This is a genomic window from Sphingorhabdus sp. (genome assembly GCF_046154385.1).
In the GTDB taxonomy this organism is placed as follows: domain Bacteria; phylum Pseudomonadota; class Alphaproteobacteria; order Sphingomonadales; family Sphingomonadaceae; genus Sphingorhabdus_B.
On record NZ_JBJXFW010000008.1, the window covers coordinates 36572 to 52530 of the forward strand.

Sequence of the window (15959 nt, forward strand, 5' to 3'; positions counted from 1 at the left end):
TGCGCGATGTGCCGCGCGAGGTCAAGCCGTCAGAACCCTTCCCAGCGGATCGCCTGATCGATCTCGACACGCGGCACTGTGAAGCCATTCACAGGTGCATCGGGGTCGCGATAGCCTATGGCCATGCCGCAGAAGAAGATATGGTCATCATCGATGTTCAGCAATTCCCGCATATAGGTGCCATACATGGCCCAGATTTCCTGCGCACAGCTATCGAGGCCTTCCTCACGCAGCAGCAGCATGACTGTCTGCAACCACATACCCATGTCCGACCATTGGGGCGGGCCCATATATTTGCGGGTGTAGGTGAACAGCTGCACGGGTGCGCCAAAACTGTCCCAGTTCTTCATCATTTGCGCGATTCGGCCTGCGCCATCTTCGCGGGCAAGGCCCAAGGCGTCGAACATGGCCTTTCCGACACCGCGACGCTGGTCCTCGTAACGGCCTTCCAGCCCCTTGGGGTAGATGTCATATTCATGGCCCTCACCCATGGGAGCGGTCGCTGCCTTCGCCTTGATCTTCGTGGTCAGGTCCGCAAGCGGCTGCCCCGTCAGCATCACGGCGTTCCAGGGCTGCGTATTGCCGCCTGATGGCGAACGCTGCGCCTTTTGAAGCACGCGTTGGAGGATGTCTTGTGACACAGGCTTATCAATAAATGCGCGCACCGAACGGCGAGAAGTCACGGCTTCGGTAACGTTCATATTATGAGAATAGTTCGTCAAGATCGCGTGCCCCATTTAAAACTCTTATAATCCGAACATGGTTTTCAAATTCGACAAACAGGATGATATATTTTGCATGTACGGCAGATCGCAATTCTTGCATGAGATCGGATCTAGCCGGAAACGATCGAGGGCGTTCTCCAATCGTCAAAAACCGCGACATTATTTCGCCAACAAAACTCTCTGCTCGGTCGGGATTGTCCAGTGAAATGTAATCCGTAATCTCGTCCAGATCAGCTTCCGCCTCTGGCGCGACAATGATCTTTTTCAAGTGGCTTTCGCCTTTTTGTCTTTTAGCTTTTTAAAGAGATCATTGAAAACGTCATCCATTGAACGCCCTTCACCTTTCATGCCTTTTTCAATTTCTGCACGAAGTCGCTGAAGCTTGGCCTGACGCCTTTCCTGATACTCTTCCCAATCACGCAACGCCTCGCGCACAATCTCGCTGGTAGTTGCGTATTCACCCGATTCGACAGCAGCGCGCATTTTGGCGGCCATTTCTTCGGGCATCGTGACAGTGATACGTTCGAGTTTTGCCATGATCATACGTAATCATACTTTATATGATCTGTCAAATTCACTCCTCGTCAAACAATCCCGCCAATTGCTCGATCATTGTACCGCCCAATTGCTCTGCATCCATGATGGTAACCGCGCGCTTGTAATAGCGCGTCACGTCGTGTCCGATGCCTATGGCGACCAGTTGAACGGGGGACCGTGTCTCGATCATTTCGATGACCTTGCGCAGATGCTGTTCGAGATAACCGCCGTGGTTAACGGACAAGGTGCTGTCGTCGACCGGCGCGCCGTCGGATATGACCATCAAGATGCGGCGGTCTTCGGCGCGAGCGATCAGGCGGTTGTGGGCCCAGAGCAGGGCTTCGCCGTCGATATTTTCCTTCAACAGTCCTTCGCGCATCATAAGGCCTAGGTTCCGCTTGGCATGGCGCCACGGCTCATCGGCCTTTTTGTAGATGATATGGCGCAGGTCGTTAAGGCGGCCAGGCATGGGTGAACGGCCCGAGGCGAGCCAGTCTTCGCGGGCCTGTCCGCCTTTCCACGCGCGGGTTGTGAAGCCCAATATCTCGGTCTTCACGCCGCAGCGTTCCAGCGTCCGGGCCAATATGTCGGCGCTGATTGCGGCAATGCTGATCGGACGCCCGCGCATCGATCCGCTGTTATCGATCAACAAGGTCACCACCGTGTCGCGGAAATCGGTTTCGCGTTCGATCTTGTAGGAGAGCGAACTGCCCGGTGAAACAACGACCCGCGCCAACCGCGCTGCGTCCAGCATGCCTTCTTCCTGATCAAAATCCCAACTGCGGTTCTGCTGCGCCATCAAGCGGCGTTGTAAGCGGTTCGCAAGCTTCGTAACCACCGACTGCAGGTTCGACAATTGCTGATCGAGATAGGCGCGAAGGCGGTTTAGTTCCTCTTCGTCGGCCAGTTCGGTTGCGGTGATCGTCTCGTCAAATTTTGTCGACCAGATTTTATAGTCGCTCTGCGGCAAATGGTCCCAATTGCGCCGCTGCGGGGTGACGGGCTGCATGCCGTCGTCGCCCATTTCACCGTCGGCGCTGTCCTGGTCGTCCATGTCTTCGCCGTCATAGTCGGCTTCGGTCTCTTCGCCTTCGCCGTCCTGGGGTTGCGCGCGGGCTTCGGATTGGCCGGCTTCCCCTTCGCCATCGTCTTCGCTTTCCCCGTCTTGCTCCTGCTGGTCATCGGAATCATCGCCGCCGTCGTCGGCATCGGACGGGTCGATGTCGCCTTCGGTGAGATTGAGATGCTCCAGCATGCTTTGTGTCAGTGCGGCGAAGGCGGTTTGGTCGTCGAGTGCGATGCTGAGGGCATCAAGATCGCCGCCCGCCTTTTCTTCGATCCAGCCACGAAGCATGTCGACACCCGCCGCAGCGCTGTCGGGTATGGCGGCACCGGTCAGCCGCTCCCGCACGATGAGTGATAGCGCCGTTGAAATCGGGACTTCGTCCGCTGATTGCGCGCGGCTGATCGGGTCGGTGCGTAATTTAAGATCAAGTGCCCGACCAAGATTGGCGGCGATGCCGGCCATATTCCGCGATCCGAGCGCCTCAACGCGGGCGTTCTCCACGGCATCGAAAGCCGCCCCGGCAATCGCCTCGGATGGACGCAAAGCTGCGTGGCGAGCCGGATTATGGTGTTTTAACCTAAGCGCAAAACTATCGGCAAAGCCACGGGCCTCGGCCACCTGATCGGGCGGGAGTAGACGGCCGGGCATTGGAACTTTGAAGTTTTTGCCAACTTGCGTTGGCGCATCGGCGGTGAAAGCAAGTTCGACCTCCGGTTCATGCGCTAATGCCCGGGCGGTACCCGTCAAAACCTGCTTAAATTGTTCCAGAGGGGATTCGTTCGCCATTATTCATCCGCCCATTTGCACACAGCCGCCACCTGATCCTTGGCAACTTTCCCATGAGTTTGCAGCTTGAATACATGCGCGTCATGCGTTGGAAGACGATCGCTATTTTCGCGCGCGCCGTTTACGGTAACCGCAAAATCCCGGCAAACAGCTAGACTGCGTAAATAATCGCTATGACCGCTGCCTCCGCTCGTCACGTCCGTCGTGTCGATTATGGTGAAACCGGTTTTGCTGGGTTGCGTTTCATATTTGGTTTTTGTGGCAAAGCACCGTGCCGGCAGGCCCTTGGCGATTAGCTCATTGGCTTCAAACGGGTTGAAGCAAAAGGGTGAGCCGAGACGGGGGTAGCCATGTAAAGCGCGCGACACCGCCAATGCTTTGTCGTTGAGTGACGCATATACGGTAATGCGCCGGTCATTGTTTACCCGTCTCGCGGCTAAAACTTCTTCCGCAATGTCGCGTTCAAAGTCTTCACGATCCATATCAGGTGATGCCAGTATAATATTCGAAATATTACTGGAATCAGAATTTGTTGATGTTCGGTCGACATATTCGACAGCAGGAATTACCAGACGGGCGCCCAGCGAATGGGAAACGATCACGATCTCTTTCACCCATTCCTGCCGCGCCAATTTGGTCAGGAAATTTCGAAAATTGCGTTCATCCCAATACATATTGGTCTCATCGACCGCATAACTCAACAAATTGCCCTGTGATGGCCAGCTATATTGGACGATAGGTCCGTCAAATTGCGTTAAATTCGCGATCTGGACGGTGTCTTTTGCTGTTGAAGGGAAAGTTTCGCGATAACCATGTACATAGAGCAGCACGCGGCCTTTACGTAAATTTGCAGCATCGCGCAGACTGTCCCACCAATCTGCCTCGGGCTGGAAAGCGATAGGTGCCATCGGCTGTTTTTGACCTTTGACAATCTTTATCGTGGAAGGCGCCGAAAACCGGGCGAAACGAACCCGATCCGTGCGATGATTGGTGAGAAGTACCTCCGACCCAAGGCAGTTTGGCAGCCGGCTTGTAACTGCAAAATAATATTTTCCGTCAACATCATCCGCAAGAGTTTGGGATGGGTTGCAGCGGTCGTTTTCTGAAAGTTGGAGATGCGGAATATCGCCATATTCTACCGCAACTCCGCAGCCGCCGAGTGTCAGAATCGAAAATGCCAAAATGGCAAAGCGGATCATGCCTTGCCTACAACACTTTCGGGCAAATCCTTGCCAAAGACGCGCTGGTAATATTCAGCCACAAGCGCACGTTCCGCTTCATCGCATTTATTCAGGAAAGACAGCCGGAATGCAAAGCCCACATCTTTGAATATGGCCGTATTTTGCGCCCATGTGATGACAGTGCGCGGGCTCATAACTGTGGAGATATCGCCGTTGATAAAGCCCTGACGGGTGAGGTCGGCAACCTTGACCATATTGGCAACGCTTGTTGCGTCGGTGCCTGATGCCTTGGCCAGCACGATTTCGCTTTCCACTTCGGATGGTAAATAGTTGAGGCCGACAACGATGTTCCAACGGTCCATCTGGCCCTGGTTGATGGCTTGTGTACCATGGTAAAGACCACTGGTATCGCCAAGACCAACGGTGTTGGCCGTGGCAAACAGGCGGAAAAAGGGATTGGGACGGATTACGCGATTCTGGTCCAGAAGCGTTAACTTGCCTTCGGTTTCCAAAACACGCTGAATGACAAACATGACGTCGGGGCGACCCGCGTCATATTCATCAAACACAAGAGCTGTTGGTGTTTGCAAGGCCCAAGGCAGCAAACCTTCGCGAAATTCAGTGACCTGCTGACCGTCACGAAGAACGATGGCGTCGCGGCCGATCAAGTCGATACGGCTTATATGCGCGTCAAGGTTTATGCGGATGCAAGGCCATTTCAGGCGGGCCGCCACCTGTTCAATATGCGTCGATTTGCCTGTGCCGTGATAACCTTGAACCATCACACGACGATTATGCGCGAAACCGGCCAATATCGCCAAAGTTGTGTCCGGATCGAAGACATAGCTGCCGTCGGTATCAGGCACCCGTTCATCTGCGATGGAAAAGGCGGGGCATTCCATATCCACGTCTATCCCGAACAATTCACGCACGCTTACGGTCTTGTCGGGCGCGGCAAGAATGGTCGTGTCGTGACTGTCGGGTTGGATATTGGGAATGTCTGTCATGCCAAGTCTCTTCAGATAAATGCAGGAGATGATTTAAGGTGCGTATAGGCCGCAATTACGTCTTGCAAAGACTTTTCATAAGACCGGTTACCACCATTTTTGTCAGGGTGATATGCCCGCACCTTTACGGAATAGGCAGTCCGTAATGCGCGGCGATCGGCATCCACTGCAAGCCCTAGCGTCTTTAGCGCGGCGCGGTCTTGCTGCGTTAATATTTGGCCGTCTGAACGTTCCTTAGGCATCCGGTCCCGAAACCGGGCGGATATGGCATCGAGTGGGTCTTTGAAGTCTGCCCACTTGGGCGGCGAATCGACGCCGCCATTGGCGCCAAATGCGCGCGTTTCGGATGGCCAGACATTCAGCGGACTTTGCGCGGCCATGATTTCTTCCATCGTCATGCCATCGAACCAGTTATATCCGGCATTGAATTCGCGCACATGGTCGAGGCATAGAAATTGATAGTCACCGGGGCCATTGGGTGATGCGGCTTGTCCAAGCGGATCAGGTGCCCGGAATTCGCCTGTTTCCCTGCATCCAGGATAAGCGCAGACGCGCCGTGACCCGCGCACACGGCCATGGAATCTGTCATTAGGTCGGTCGGAAGCCATGATTTTCCTTGGCGAAAAACATGACATATGGGAAGGGTCTCAAATGAAAAAAGGTCCAGCCCAACTTGAAATGGAAGCCCTGCTGACGGCGGCGTTTGCGCCGTCACGTCTTGCTGTAATCAACGACAGTGCAAAACATCATGGCCACAGCGGCGATGATGGGTCGGGGGAGTCGCATTTTACGGTTGAAATAGAAAGCGTAGTATTTGCAGGGGTAAACCGGGTGATGCGGCAGCGCATGGTGAATAAGGCGCTTGGCAATATTCCTGGTGACCGGGTTCATGCGCTCGCGATAAAGGTAACCGCTCCCGACGAATAAATCGGCGTTCAAGTGCCAGTCCATGCGGCGCTTCGGGAAAAACCTTGCCTGACAAAGCTTTCCTATACTAGGGTCGGATATCTGGAAAAGCGGGCATGGGGTCATAGCTCCTTCTGCTTGGGTCGCATCCGGAGAAATGGGGGGAAGTGATGCTGTCGCGCACCTATCGGCCATCGGCTGATTTGGCCCCTTTTGTCCGACGATTTTATGTGTTCGAAGCGCCTTTACCCGATGCTATGGTTGTCGAAGATTTTTTGCTGGCGGAAACCGCTTTTGTTCGATGTCTGTTGCGCGGCGACTGGGCTGGAGAAACAGGACCAGGCGAATGGGGTACTGCGGGTAAAACCGTATTTTTTGGCGCGAATAGCAAGCCGTTCAAGGTGCGTGTAAAAGGCGGATTTGCGGTCACCGGTTTTGCGATCCGCCCAAGTGGATGGCACGTGCTTTTTTCCGAACCGCATCACATGGTCGCGGACAAAATGTTGCCGTTGCAGCTGCTTTGGGGCCAGTTGGCAGATAAGATGTTTGAAGATGTAGCAGAAGCGAAGGACGATGCAGGGCAACTGCAAGCGATGGAAAATGCTATTCGTAAACGGCTCGCTTTATTCCAACCATGTGATGCCGATACGCAAATGGCGCGTTTCGAAATCATTGCCCGAACAGACAGCACGATCCGGATCGAAGAAGCGGCGTCACAGGTCGGTCTTTCTGTCCGACAATTGGAACGCCGCTGTCTCGCCGCATTTGGCCTTACCCCCAAGGCCATTTTGCGCCGAAGCCGTTTTCTAGATTCCGCAACGGCCATGCGTGGTTTCAGCAGCCCGAGCGAAGGCGAACTGGGTGCGCTTCGATATTATGATCAATCGCATATGAACAGGGAATTTCGGCGCTACACCGGCATGACGCCAAAGGTTTTTGCAAGTGCAATTACGCCTCTGCAAACAGCAGGATTAAAGTTGCGCGAAGAAAGCCGATTTGAAGATTGACGATGTTCCCCGCTTGACAAATTATAGGCGGTGGCAGCATTCATCCGTTATGCAGATCATAACACCCACGACCCATGACCTTGGCGCTTTTGAAGTTCGCCGTACATTGCCCAGCAAAGCACGAACCATGGTCGGTCCCTTTATCTTTGTCGACCAATTTGGTCCGGCCCATTTTGATATAGGTACAGGAATGGATGTTCGACCGCATCCCCATATCAATCTGGCCACTGTCACCTATCTGTTTGAAGGCGCAATAGATCATCGGGACAGCTTGGGGACGTTTGCGACCATTCGGCCTGGCGCACTTAACTTGATGACTGCGGGCAGGGGCATCGTCCATAGTGAACGGACGCCCGCCGATGAACGCGCCGCCGGATCGCCCATATCGGGGATGCAGACTTGGCTCGCCTTACCCGATGGCAAAGAGGAAATGGATCCAGCCTTCGAACATGTAGCAAAAGACGACCTCCCCTTGATTGAAACCGGAGATGTCTCGGCGCGCGTCATTATGGGTTCGCTCTGGGGCGTAACGGCGCCCACCACCCAGCACAGCGAAACGATTTATGCCGATATATTGATGAACAAGGGCGCGACGATCCCTATCGATCCCGATGCCGATGAACGGGCGATATTGGTTGCCCTTGGATCTGCGACTCTTGATGGCGACGTTCTTGAACGGCACAGCCTTTACGTTTTGAAGCCAGGGCAAGCGATGACCCTGCGTGCCGAAAGCGATTGTCGTGTTATGCTGCTGGGCGGCGAAGCATTTGTCACACCGCGCCACGTCTGGTGGAATTTTGTATCTTCGTCGCGCGACCGGATCAATCAAGCCAAGGCAGATTGGAAGGCAGGAGCATTCCCACTCGTTCCCGGCGACGACACGGAATCTATTCCAATTCCCGAAGTCCCGCTTACCCGAAGCGCTTGATTGCCGATTTTTTACAATCAAAATGGACTAATTTCTGTTTCAGGAGAAATTACGATGTAGATTTCTCATCGCTTCCATAAGGTTAGAACCCTAATGACCGAACTCTTCCACCGCCGTGTGTCGCTCTCGACCGGCATAGACATGGATGCCTATACCGCCGGTAATCCAACCAATCCGGCCATTATATTCCTGCACGGCTTCCCCGAATCGCATCGCACCTGGCGGCATCAGATAGCTGCATTTGCAGACAAATTTTACTGTATTGCGCCGGATCAGCGTGGTTATCGCGGGACGTCAAAGCCGCAAGAGATTGAGGCATATACAGCAGACAAGCTGACAGCTGATATCTTTGCACTTGCCGACGCATTGGATGTGCAGAATTTTGTTGTCGCCGGGCATGATTGGGGCGGCGCAATTGCGTGGAGTGTTGCGCTGAACGGGCAGCCTGGAGCATTCAATCCCGCATGGTCCGGACGCGTGTCGCGCGCAATTATCGCAAATGCGCCGCACCCCTATCTTTTTCAACGCTTGCTGATTAAAGATATGAACCAACGCGCATCCAGCCAGTATATCCGTGCCTTTCGCGACCCGGCTAATGATGCATTGGTTCGGGAAAAAGGGCTCACCGGATTGTTGCTTGAAACAATAAAGTGGGACAAACCAAGCGCGATGGAACCAGAAGAACGCGCAGCATTGCTTACCGATTGGGAAGATCGCGATGCCTGTTTCGGAATGCTCAACTGGTATCGGGCGTCTGCTTTATATGTCCCCGACATGGACGAAGTAGCCGAGATTCCAGCCTTTGCCGCGGGAGAATTTCCGCAACTTGCAATCCCAACGCTGGTTGTTTGGGCGATGGATGACCTGGCTCTGCCTGCAAGCAATATTGATGGTATCGAAAAGCTTGTTCCGTCGGTGGTTATCGAGCCAGTGCACGATTGCGGACATTTTGTAATCTGGGAAAAGCCCGAAGCTGTGAACGCGGCGATGGAACGGTTTTTGGCTTAGGTTCCCACCCTAATTCCCATTTTCCAGCCATTCCACCCAAGCGCCGTGCGCTTGCGCTTCGGCAAGCAAATGCCATTCATCGGGCCCTGGCCAGTATCGAACTTGCAATTCATGCTTGAACGTCTCACGATTGGTTTCGAGTATCATCCAGGCTAACGGCCTCTCGGCTGTGGCTTTCCTACCTTGCATTTCAATCGCTTCAGTTATTGCGTCGCGCCGTTGGGCAGGGATGTATTGCCACACAATGCTGTGATTGAAGACCCGGACAACTCCTGCGTCTTGAGGCGCAGCCAATCGGCTAACTACCCAGTCAAGCGCGTCGGCCTTTGCCACTTCCGGTCGCTGTTGCGACGCAAGCATGATTGCCGCATCCATACGATCCAACCGGCCGGTATTTTCTGGCCAGACATAGCTTTTAACACGCAGCGCGGCGTCATGTTCTGCAAGATCAACAGGGGACTGATCGCATCCCGATATACCAACAATTTCCACCTTATTAGCAGGGGGAGTGGGGCCGCGCCATTCCGGCGTGATTCGCATCGGCGACCCTTCCGGCCCGACTTTGACTCCGCCAAGATCATACCAATATCGTTCCATCATCGTATTGATACCCGCGCTTGCCCCAATTTCGTTGAGTTCGAAGCGCGGCCCGATGCGGCCGGACAGCCAAAGTAACCCCGCCATAAAACTGGCAGAGCGGCCGGCCTCGTTCGTTTGGGGTGGCCCGTCCAGCCAGGGCAACAGGCGTGCATCATGTTCGGTGGTTACCGCCTCAACAATGGCGTCGACCTCGGTCTGTGCTTCTATGTCACCGCGATAAACCGGCAAAAGACGGGAATCCGTGCCAGTCAGTAAGAGATGGTGGAACCCACCGGCAAGTCTCAGCGGCATGGCATCTTCTAACGGTAGGCCCGGCCAATGGGCGATACGCTGACCGCACTGTGTATTTCCTTGCATCAGCGCAAGCTGCGCCTCGACAATGCGGGCCGTAACAGGTGCGCCATTGCGACGGCAATGTTCTGCCTGTACCCGGATGCCTTCGGCAACCCGGTGGTCTTCCATTACACCGATACCGAATGTGTCTGACATATTGCCCTTTCTGCCTGTGGCCCCTAAAGCGCGGCCATTGTGACTGAACAAATTATCTTTGCAATCCCCAAGGGGCGGATTTTGGACGAAGCGCTGCCGCTTATGAAAAGCGCTGGTATCGAGCCTGAATCTTCCTTTTTTGACGACAGCAGCCGCGCTCTTCTGTTCGCCACAAACAACCCGGCCTTGAATATCATTCGGGTGCGTGCTTTTGATGTGGCGACCTTTGTGGCGCATGGTGCGGCGCATATCGGTATTGTCGGTTCGGATGTTATCGACGAGTTTGACTATTCCGAACTCTATGCACCTGTGGATTTAGGGATCGGACGCTGCCGTATTTCCGTGGCTATGCCTTCGGGTGCCGCAGATAATGCGAATGGTGGACATATCCGTGTTGCCACCAAATATCCTGCGACAACAAGCCGTTATTATCATGCCCGTGGAATTCAGACCGAGTGCGTGAAATTGAACGGTGCCATGGAACTTGCACCGATGTTGGGCCTATCAGGGCGCATTGTTGATTTGGTATCGTCGGGTAAAACTCTGGCGGAAAATGGACTGGTTGAAACCGAAGTGATTTCCCAGGTGTCGGCGCGACTGATTGTCAATCGCGCCGCGTATAAAATGTTGAACGGCACTTTACCCGCGTTGGTCGAGCGCTTTCGATTATTGTCAGGCGCACGTGCGGCGGCTTGATGACTCGGCAAAGGGCTTTGATGAGGCCTTTGATGCGTTGGTAAGTGACCGGCGTGAGACCGATGCCGATGTGTCGAGCATTGTCGAGCAGACGATACGTAGCGTTCGTGCGCGCGGCGATGTCACGTTGGTTGAATTGACCCAAAGATTTGATGGGTTTGACCTGAATACAGAAGGCTGGCAGGTCGAAGCGTCGGCATGCAAAGCCGCCTATGATGGACTCACGCCCGATTTGCGTGATGCCCTTAAACTCGCAGCAAAGCGCATCCACGCTTACCACAAAGCGCAACTTCCGAAAAACCGGGATTATACCGACAAGTCGGGCGTCCGTCTGGGCGCGCGTTGGACGGCTGTTGATGCCGCAGGGGTCTATGTTCCCGGCGGCAGAGCGGCTTATCCCTCGTCCGTATTGATGAATGCCATACCGGCAAAGGTGGCAGGAGTGGGTCGGTTGGTCATGGTAACGCCGACGCCGGGTGGTGAAATAAATCAGACGGTAATGGCTGCCGCACATCTGGCGGGCGTTGACGAAATCTGGCGCGTTGGCGGGGCACAGGCGATTGCCGCATTGGCTTTTGGTACAGACCGTATTCAAGCTGTCGATGTGATTACCGGCCCTGGTAATGCTTGGGTGGCCGAAGCCAAGCGGCAACTTTATGGTGTGGTCGGAATAGACATGGTGGCGGGCCCATCGGAAATAGTCGTGGTTGCAGATGCGCAGAATAAACCCGATTGGATTGCAGCTGACTTGTTGAGTCAGGCCGAACATGACCCGACCAGCCAGTCAATCCTGTTTACGGACAATGCCGCTTTTGCCGATAAGGTCGCCCTGGCCGTCGAAGCGCAGATTGCTGGATTGGCAACCGGCACCGTTGCCGGGCAAAGCTGGACCGACAATGGCGCGATCGTGGTTGTCAAAAGTCTTGAAGAGGCAATGCCGCTTGTGAACCGGCTGGCGGCGGAGCATCTGGAATTGGCCGTGGACGATGTCCGCGCGGAATCCTTGTTTGACATGGTCCGCCACGCCGGGTCGGTTTTTCTCGGCCGCATGACTCCCGAGGCGATTGGCGATTATGTGGCGGGGCCAAACCATGTGCTTCCGACCGGACGCCGAGCGCGCTTTTCTTCCGGCTTATCGGTGCTTGATTTTATGAAACGCACGAGTTTTATTGCTCTGGACGAGCGCTCCATCAAAACTATCGGACCGGCGGCCGCGATATTGGCCGATGCCGAAGGTTTACCCGCTCATGCGGCAAGTGTCAGGAAAAGATTATGAAATCCCGTAACTCCAAAGCTCGCTCGGCCGCACGTCTGGCGGCTGTGCAGGCATTGTATCAGATGGACATGGAGAAGGTCGGGCTGGCGCGACTTCTTGATGAATTTCATTCCCACCGTCTTGGTGCCGAAATTGAAGATGCCCAATATGCCGAAGCCGAGGTTGATTTTTTCGATGATGTCGTTGCTGGGGTGAATGCCCGCCGGGCCGAGATTGACGCGCTGATCGAAGGTAGACTGGACGAGATGTGGAAAATGTCGCGGCTTGACAAAACTATGCTCCAGATCTTGCGCTGTGGCACATATGAATTGATTGCACGCGCGGATATTCCGACTGGCGCGGTCATTGATGAGTATATGGACGTCGCCCACGCTTTTTTTGACAAGAAAGACGCAAAGTTCGTGAATGGATTGCTGGACGCGGTTGCAAAAGATATGCGCGTATAAAATATTTTGGGGGCGTGCAGCCATGACAACGGAATCCGGTTTCATCGGCCTTATGCGCGCAATAGCATCCGATCCTGCAGCCCGAGATTTGTCAGATGATTGCGCGGTTTTGAATATCGGAGGCGAAAGCCTTATTCTTACCCACGATATGATGGCCGAAGGCGTACATTGGCTTTCCAATGCTGATCCTGCGGATGTTGCATGGAAGCTTGTCGCATCCAATTTGTCGGATCTTGCCGCAAAAGGTGCGCGGCCATTGGGGGTATTGCTGGGCTTTATGCTTGGCGAAGATACTTGGGACCGGAAATTTGCAGAAGGGTTGAACGAAGTTTTGGGTCGTTTCGACGTGCCCTTGCTCGGCGGTGACACCGTGGCTAACAGAGGGGATAAGCGCTCCCTGGGGCTTACGGCGATTGGCTTGGCAACATTTGCGCCGGTCCCTGCGCGCACAGGCGCGCACATAGGTGATCTGGTTTATGTGACAGGGACCCTGGGCGACGCGCTAGCTGGCTTTGAACTGATCGAGGCTGGATTTGATGAGGTGAGGATTTTGGCGGATGCCTATAATCGCCCCGAACCACGACTTCATGAAGGCCAGTTACTGGCCCCTCTTGTCCATGCCATGATGGATGTTTCGGACGGTTTATTGCTGGATTCAGAACGATTGGCGCGCGCAAGCAAGGTTGGCATCGCCATCGATGTTTCGCAAATCCCCTTGTCCGATGCTTATATCAGCTATCGCGGCGATGCACTGGAAAGCCGGATGCAGGCGGCAAGTTGGGGCGATGATTACCAGCTTTTGTTTGCCGCAGCGCCGGAAATCCAACTGCCGGTAACCTCAACTTTGATCGGGCAGGTAATCCAAGGGTCAGGGTTGCTTTTATACGACGGTGATCGGCAATTGCCCTTACCGGCGACACTTGGCTATCAGCATCAGTGACCTAATCGGCTGGAATAGGTCACTTTTAAGGGTTGCGTTGACGCTTATCACCGCCCTATACCCTTCAAGCTTGCATCTTTCGGGAGGAAGATGCCATTTTATGCTGTAATAGCAAAATCAAAGGGGGGAGGACATTTATGTCTCTGACAATAATCGCAATATTATGCGGGTTAATTGCCGTTGTGTACGGTTTTGTAACCAGCCGCCAGGTGCTGAGCGCATCGGCTGGCAATGAAAAAATGCAGGAAATCGCTGCGGCCATTCAGGAAGGTGCGCAAGCGTATCTCGGGCGCCAATATCGCACAATCGCCATTGTTGGTGTTGTGGTTGCCATATTGGTTGCGCTGTTTCTTGGCGTCATTCCGACCATCGGTTTCGTAATCGGTGCCGTGCTTTCAGGCGTTGCAGGCTATGTCGGCATGAACATTTCGGTTCGAGCCAACGTCCGCACTGCTGCCGCGGCGCAAACGGGGCTTCAGGCGGGTCTCACGATGGCATTTCGCGCCGGTGCGATTACCGGCTTGCTGGTGGCAGGTCTGGCGCTTCTCGCAATCGCAGTGTTCTTCTGGTATCTGACCGATGTCTCGATGCTTGCACCGAACAGCCGTGAAGTGATCGATGCGCTTGTTGCGCTTGCTTTTGGTGCTTCGCTGATATCGATCTTTGCGCGTCTTGGCGGCGGTATCTTCACCAAAGCAGCAGACGTCGGTGCTGATCTCGTTGGCAAGGTCGAAGCCGGTATTCCGGAAGACGATCCACGCAACCCAGCGGTTATTGCCGATAACGTCGGTGACAATGTCGGCGACTGCGCTGGTATGGCCGCCGATCTTTTCGAAACTTATGTTGTGACTGTCGGTGCTACGATGGTGCTGATCGCGCTTTTGGTGAAAGGAGTAACCGACAGCGCATTGTTCATGAACCTCATGAGCCTTCCGCTTCTGATCGGCGGCGTTTGCGTTATTACCTCGATCATTGGCACCTATTTCGTCCGTCTCGGCGGCGGAAAGAATATCATGGGCGCAATGTACAAGGGTTTCCTTGTAACTGCTGTGCTTTCGGTGCCTGCAATCTGGTGGGCAATCAGCTATGCATTAGGTGGCATGGAAACAAGCGTGGGCGGATTTACCGGTCGCACCCTGTTTTATTGCTCGCTGCTCGGTTTGGTCGTGACGGGTCTGATCATCTGGATTACAGAATATTATACCGGCACCAATTATCGTCCTGTGCGTTCGATTGCCAAGGCATCGGAAACCGGACACGGTACCAATGTTATTCAAGGCCTGGCGATCAGCCTCGAATCAACTGCGATGCCGACCATCGTTATCTGCGCCGGTATCATCATCGCATTCCAGCTTGCTGGCGTCATTGGTATTGCCTTTGCAGCAACCGCAATGCTTGCCTTGGCGGGTATGGTTGTCGCACTTGATGCTTATGGTCCGGTAACAGACAATGCCGGCGGCATTGCCGAAATGGCGGGTCTTGATGAATCGGTCCGTGAAAAGACGGATGCACTCGACGCCGTTGGCAACACGACAAAGGCTGTGACCAAAGGCTATGCCATTGGTTCGGCAGGTCTGGCCGCATTGGTATTGTTCGCATGCTACACCGCCGACCTTCGGGAGTATTTCCCCGAACTCACGGTCAACTTCAGCCTCGAAAACCCGTATGTCATCGTCGGGCTGTTGCTCGGTGCGCTTCTGCCGTACCTTTTCGGTTCGATGGGCATGACCGCTGTGGGCCGTGCGGCTGGTGAAGTTGTGAAAGATGTTCGTGACCAGTTTGCGAATGACCCAGGCATCATGACTTACGCATCCAAGCCAAACTATGCGCGGACGGTGGATCTCGTAACAAAAGCCGCGATCAAGGAAATGATCATTCCTTCGCTGTTGCCTGTACTGACACCTATCGCAGTATATTTCATCATCACCGCTGTCGCAGGACAGGCCGAGGGTTTTGCCGCTCTCGGTGCGCTTTTGCTTGGCGTAATTGTAGGCGGCCTGTTTGTTGCTATCTCGATGACCTCGGGCGGTGGTGCGTGGGATAATGCCAAGAAATATATCGAAGACGGCAACCATGGCGGAAAGGGCTCCGAAGCCCATAAAGCAGCCGTCACCGGCGATACAGTGGGCGATCCTTATAAGGATACTGCCGGTCCGGCGGTAAACCCGATGATCAAGATTACCAATATCGTGGCGCTTTTGCTTCTTGCTGCATTGGCACATGGCGGAATGTAGCTATTGGTTATCCGCAAAAATCGGACCCTGCCGGAAGCGATTTCGGCGGGGTTTTTTGTGGTTGAAATGTAATCGTTGAAAAATATGTAAAATGAGTTTCCCATGCTTGCGTCAGATTGCATCGCAC

General features: G+C 54.2%; 17 protein-coding genes. 9 read left to right on the top strand and 8 right to left on the bottom strand.

Annotated features, from left to right (window positions below; genetic code table 11):
• Window positions 1-29: 29 nt before the first annotated feature.
• The 7 genes from ACKVOS_RS01680 to ACKVOS_RS01710 are packed head-to-tail and all read right to left on the bottom strand — an operon-like array spanning window position 30 to window position 5910.
• Window positions 30-701 carry a nitroreductase gene (locus ACKVOS_RS01680; protein ID WP_409210290.1) on the bottom strand — a complete coding sequence of 224 codons (672 nt, stop codon included), beginning with the start codon at window positions 699-701 and terminating at the stop codon, window positions 30-32.
• A gap of 1 nt (window position 702) precedes the next feature.
• A complete protein-coding gene (locus ACKVOS_RS01685) occupies window positions 703-993 on the bottom strand; it encodes a type II toxin-antitoxin system RelE/ParE family toxin (protein WP_409210291.1) in 291 nt (96 codons plus the stop codon).
• On the bottom strand, window positions 990-1262 hold the full coding sequence (locus tag ACKVOS_RS01690) for a type II toxin-antitoxin system ParD family antitoxin (protein ID WP_409210292.1): 273 nt from the start codon (window positions 1260-1262) through the stop codon (window positions 990-992). Before ACKVOS_RS01690 ends, ACKVOS_RS01685 begins: the two co-directional genes overlap by 4 nt.
• Before the next feature lie 37 nt (window positions 1263-1299).
• Complete coding sequence (gene cobT / locus ACKVOS_RS01695; protein ID WP_409210293.1) at window positions 1300-3114, bottom strand: cobaltochelatase subunit CobT; 1815 nt, start codon at window positions 3112-3114, stop codon at window positions 1300-1302.
• Window positions 3114-4313, bottom strand: coding sequence for an alpha/beta hydrolase (locus ACKVOS_RS01700; protein ID WP_409210294.1), 1200 nt, complete (start codon window positions 4311-4313; stop codon window positions 3114-3116). The genes cobT and ACKVOS_RS01700 overlap by 1 nt, the downstream gene beginning before the upstream one ends.
• Complete coding sequence (gene cobS, locus ACKVOS_RS01705) at window positions 4310-5302, bottom strand: cobaltochelatase subunit CobS (RefSeq protein WP_409210295.1); 993 nt, start codon at window positions 5300-5302, stop codon at window positions 4310-4312. The genes ACKVOS_RS01700 and cobS overlap by 4 nt, the downstream gene beginning before the upstream one ends.
• A gap of 11 nt (window positions 5303-5313) precedes the next feature.
• Window positions 5314-5910 (bottom strand): DnaJ domain-containing protein, encoded by a 597-nt coding sequence (locus ACKVOS_RS01710; RefSeq protein ID WP_409210296.1) that lies wholly within the window; start codon window positions 5908-5910, stop codon window positions 5314-5316.
• Window positions 5911-5953: 43 nt separating this feature from the next.
• On the opposite strand from ACKVOS_RS01710, the gene ACKVOS_RS01715 reads away from it, so the two are divergent.
• The 4 genes from ACKVOS_RS01715 (at window position 5954) to ACKVOS_RS01730 (ending at window position 9151) form a co-directional block, all read left to right on the top strand.
• The gene (locus ACKVOS_RS01715; protein ID WP_409210297.1) at window positions 5954-6229 is read left to right on the top strand and encodes a BolA family protein; all 276 of its coding nucleotides are present in this window, start codon (window positions 5954-5956) and stop codon (window positions 6227-6229) included.
• Window positions 6230-6378: 149 nt separating this feature from the next.
• A complete protein-coding gene (locus tag ACKVOS_RS01720) occupies window positions 6379-7215 on the top strand; it encodes a helix-turn-helix domain-containing protein (RefSeq protein WP_409210298.1) in 837 nt (278 codons plus the stop codon).
• Window positions 7216-7264: 49 nt separating this feature from the next.
• On the top strand, window positions 7265-8143 hold the full coding sequence (locus tag ACKVOS_RS01725; RefSeq protein ID WP_409210299.1) for a pirin family protein: 879 nt from the start codon (window positions 7265-7267) through the stop codon (window positions 8141-8143).
• Window positions 8144-8236: 93 nt separating this feature from the next.
• Window positions 8237-9151 (top strand): alpha/beta fold hydrolase, encoded by a 915-nt coding sequence (locus ACKVOS_RS01730; protein ID WP_409210300.1) that lies wholly within the window; start codon window positions 8237-8239, stop codon window positions 9149-9151.
• A gap of 9 nt (window positions 9152-9160) precedes the next feature.
• Here the strand turns inward: ACKVOS_RS01730 and ACKVOS_RS01735 are convergent, their stop codons facing one another.
• Entirely contained in the window at window positions 9161-10240 is a 1080-nt protein-coding gene (locus ACKVOS_RS01735; protein ID WP_409210301.1) for a DUF2332 domain-containing protein, read from the bottom strand.
• A gap of 39 nt (window positions 10241-10279) precedes the next feature.
• On the opposite strand from ACKVOS_RS01735, the gene hisG reads away from it, so the two are divergent.
• The 5 genes from hisG to ACKVOS_RS01760 all read left to right on the top strand — a co-directional run bounded on the left by hisG (window position 10280) and on the right by ACKVOS_RS01760 (window position 15832).
• A complete protein-coding gene (gene hisG, locus ACKVOS_RS01740; protein WP_409210302.1) occupies window positions 10280-10936 on the top strand; it encodes an ATP phosphoribosyltransferase in 657 nt (218 codons plus the stop codon).
• Entirely contained in the window at window positions 10923-12212 is a 1290-nt protein-coding gene (gene hisD, locus ACKVOS_RS01745; RefSeq protein ID WP_409210303.1) for a histidinol dehydrogenase, read from the top strand. Before hisG ends, hisD begins: the two co-directional genes overlap by 14 nt.
• On the top strand, window positions 12209-12658 hold the full coding sequence (nusB, locus tag ACKVOS_RS01750) for a transcription antitermination factor NusB (protein ID WP_409210304.1): 450 nt from the start codon (window positions 12209-12211) through the stop codon (window positions 12656-12658). The genes hisD and nusB overlap by 4 nt, the downstream gene beginning before the upstream one ends.
• A gap of 22 nt (window positions 12659-12680) precedes the next feature.
• A complete protein-coding gene (gene thiL, locus ACKVOS_RS01755; RefSeq protein WP_409210305.1) occupies window positions 12681-13598 on the top strand; it encodes a thiamine-phosphate kinase in 918 nt (305 codons plus the stop codon).
• Between the two features lie 137 nt (window positions 13599-13735).
• Window positions 13736-15832 (top strand): sodium-translocating pyrophosphatase, encoded by a 2097-nt coding sequence (locus ACKVOS_RS01760; protein WP_409210306.1) that lies wholly within the window; start codon window positions 13736-13738, stop codon window positions 15830-15832.
• Window positions 15833-15959 lie beyond the last annotated feature (127 nt).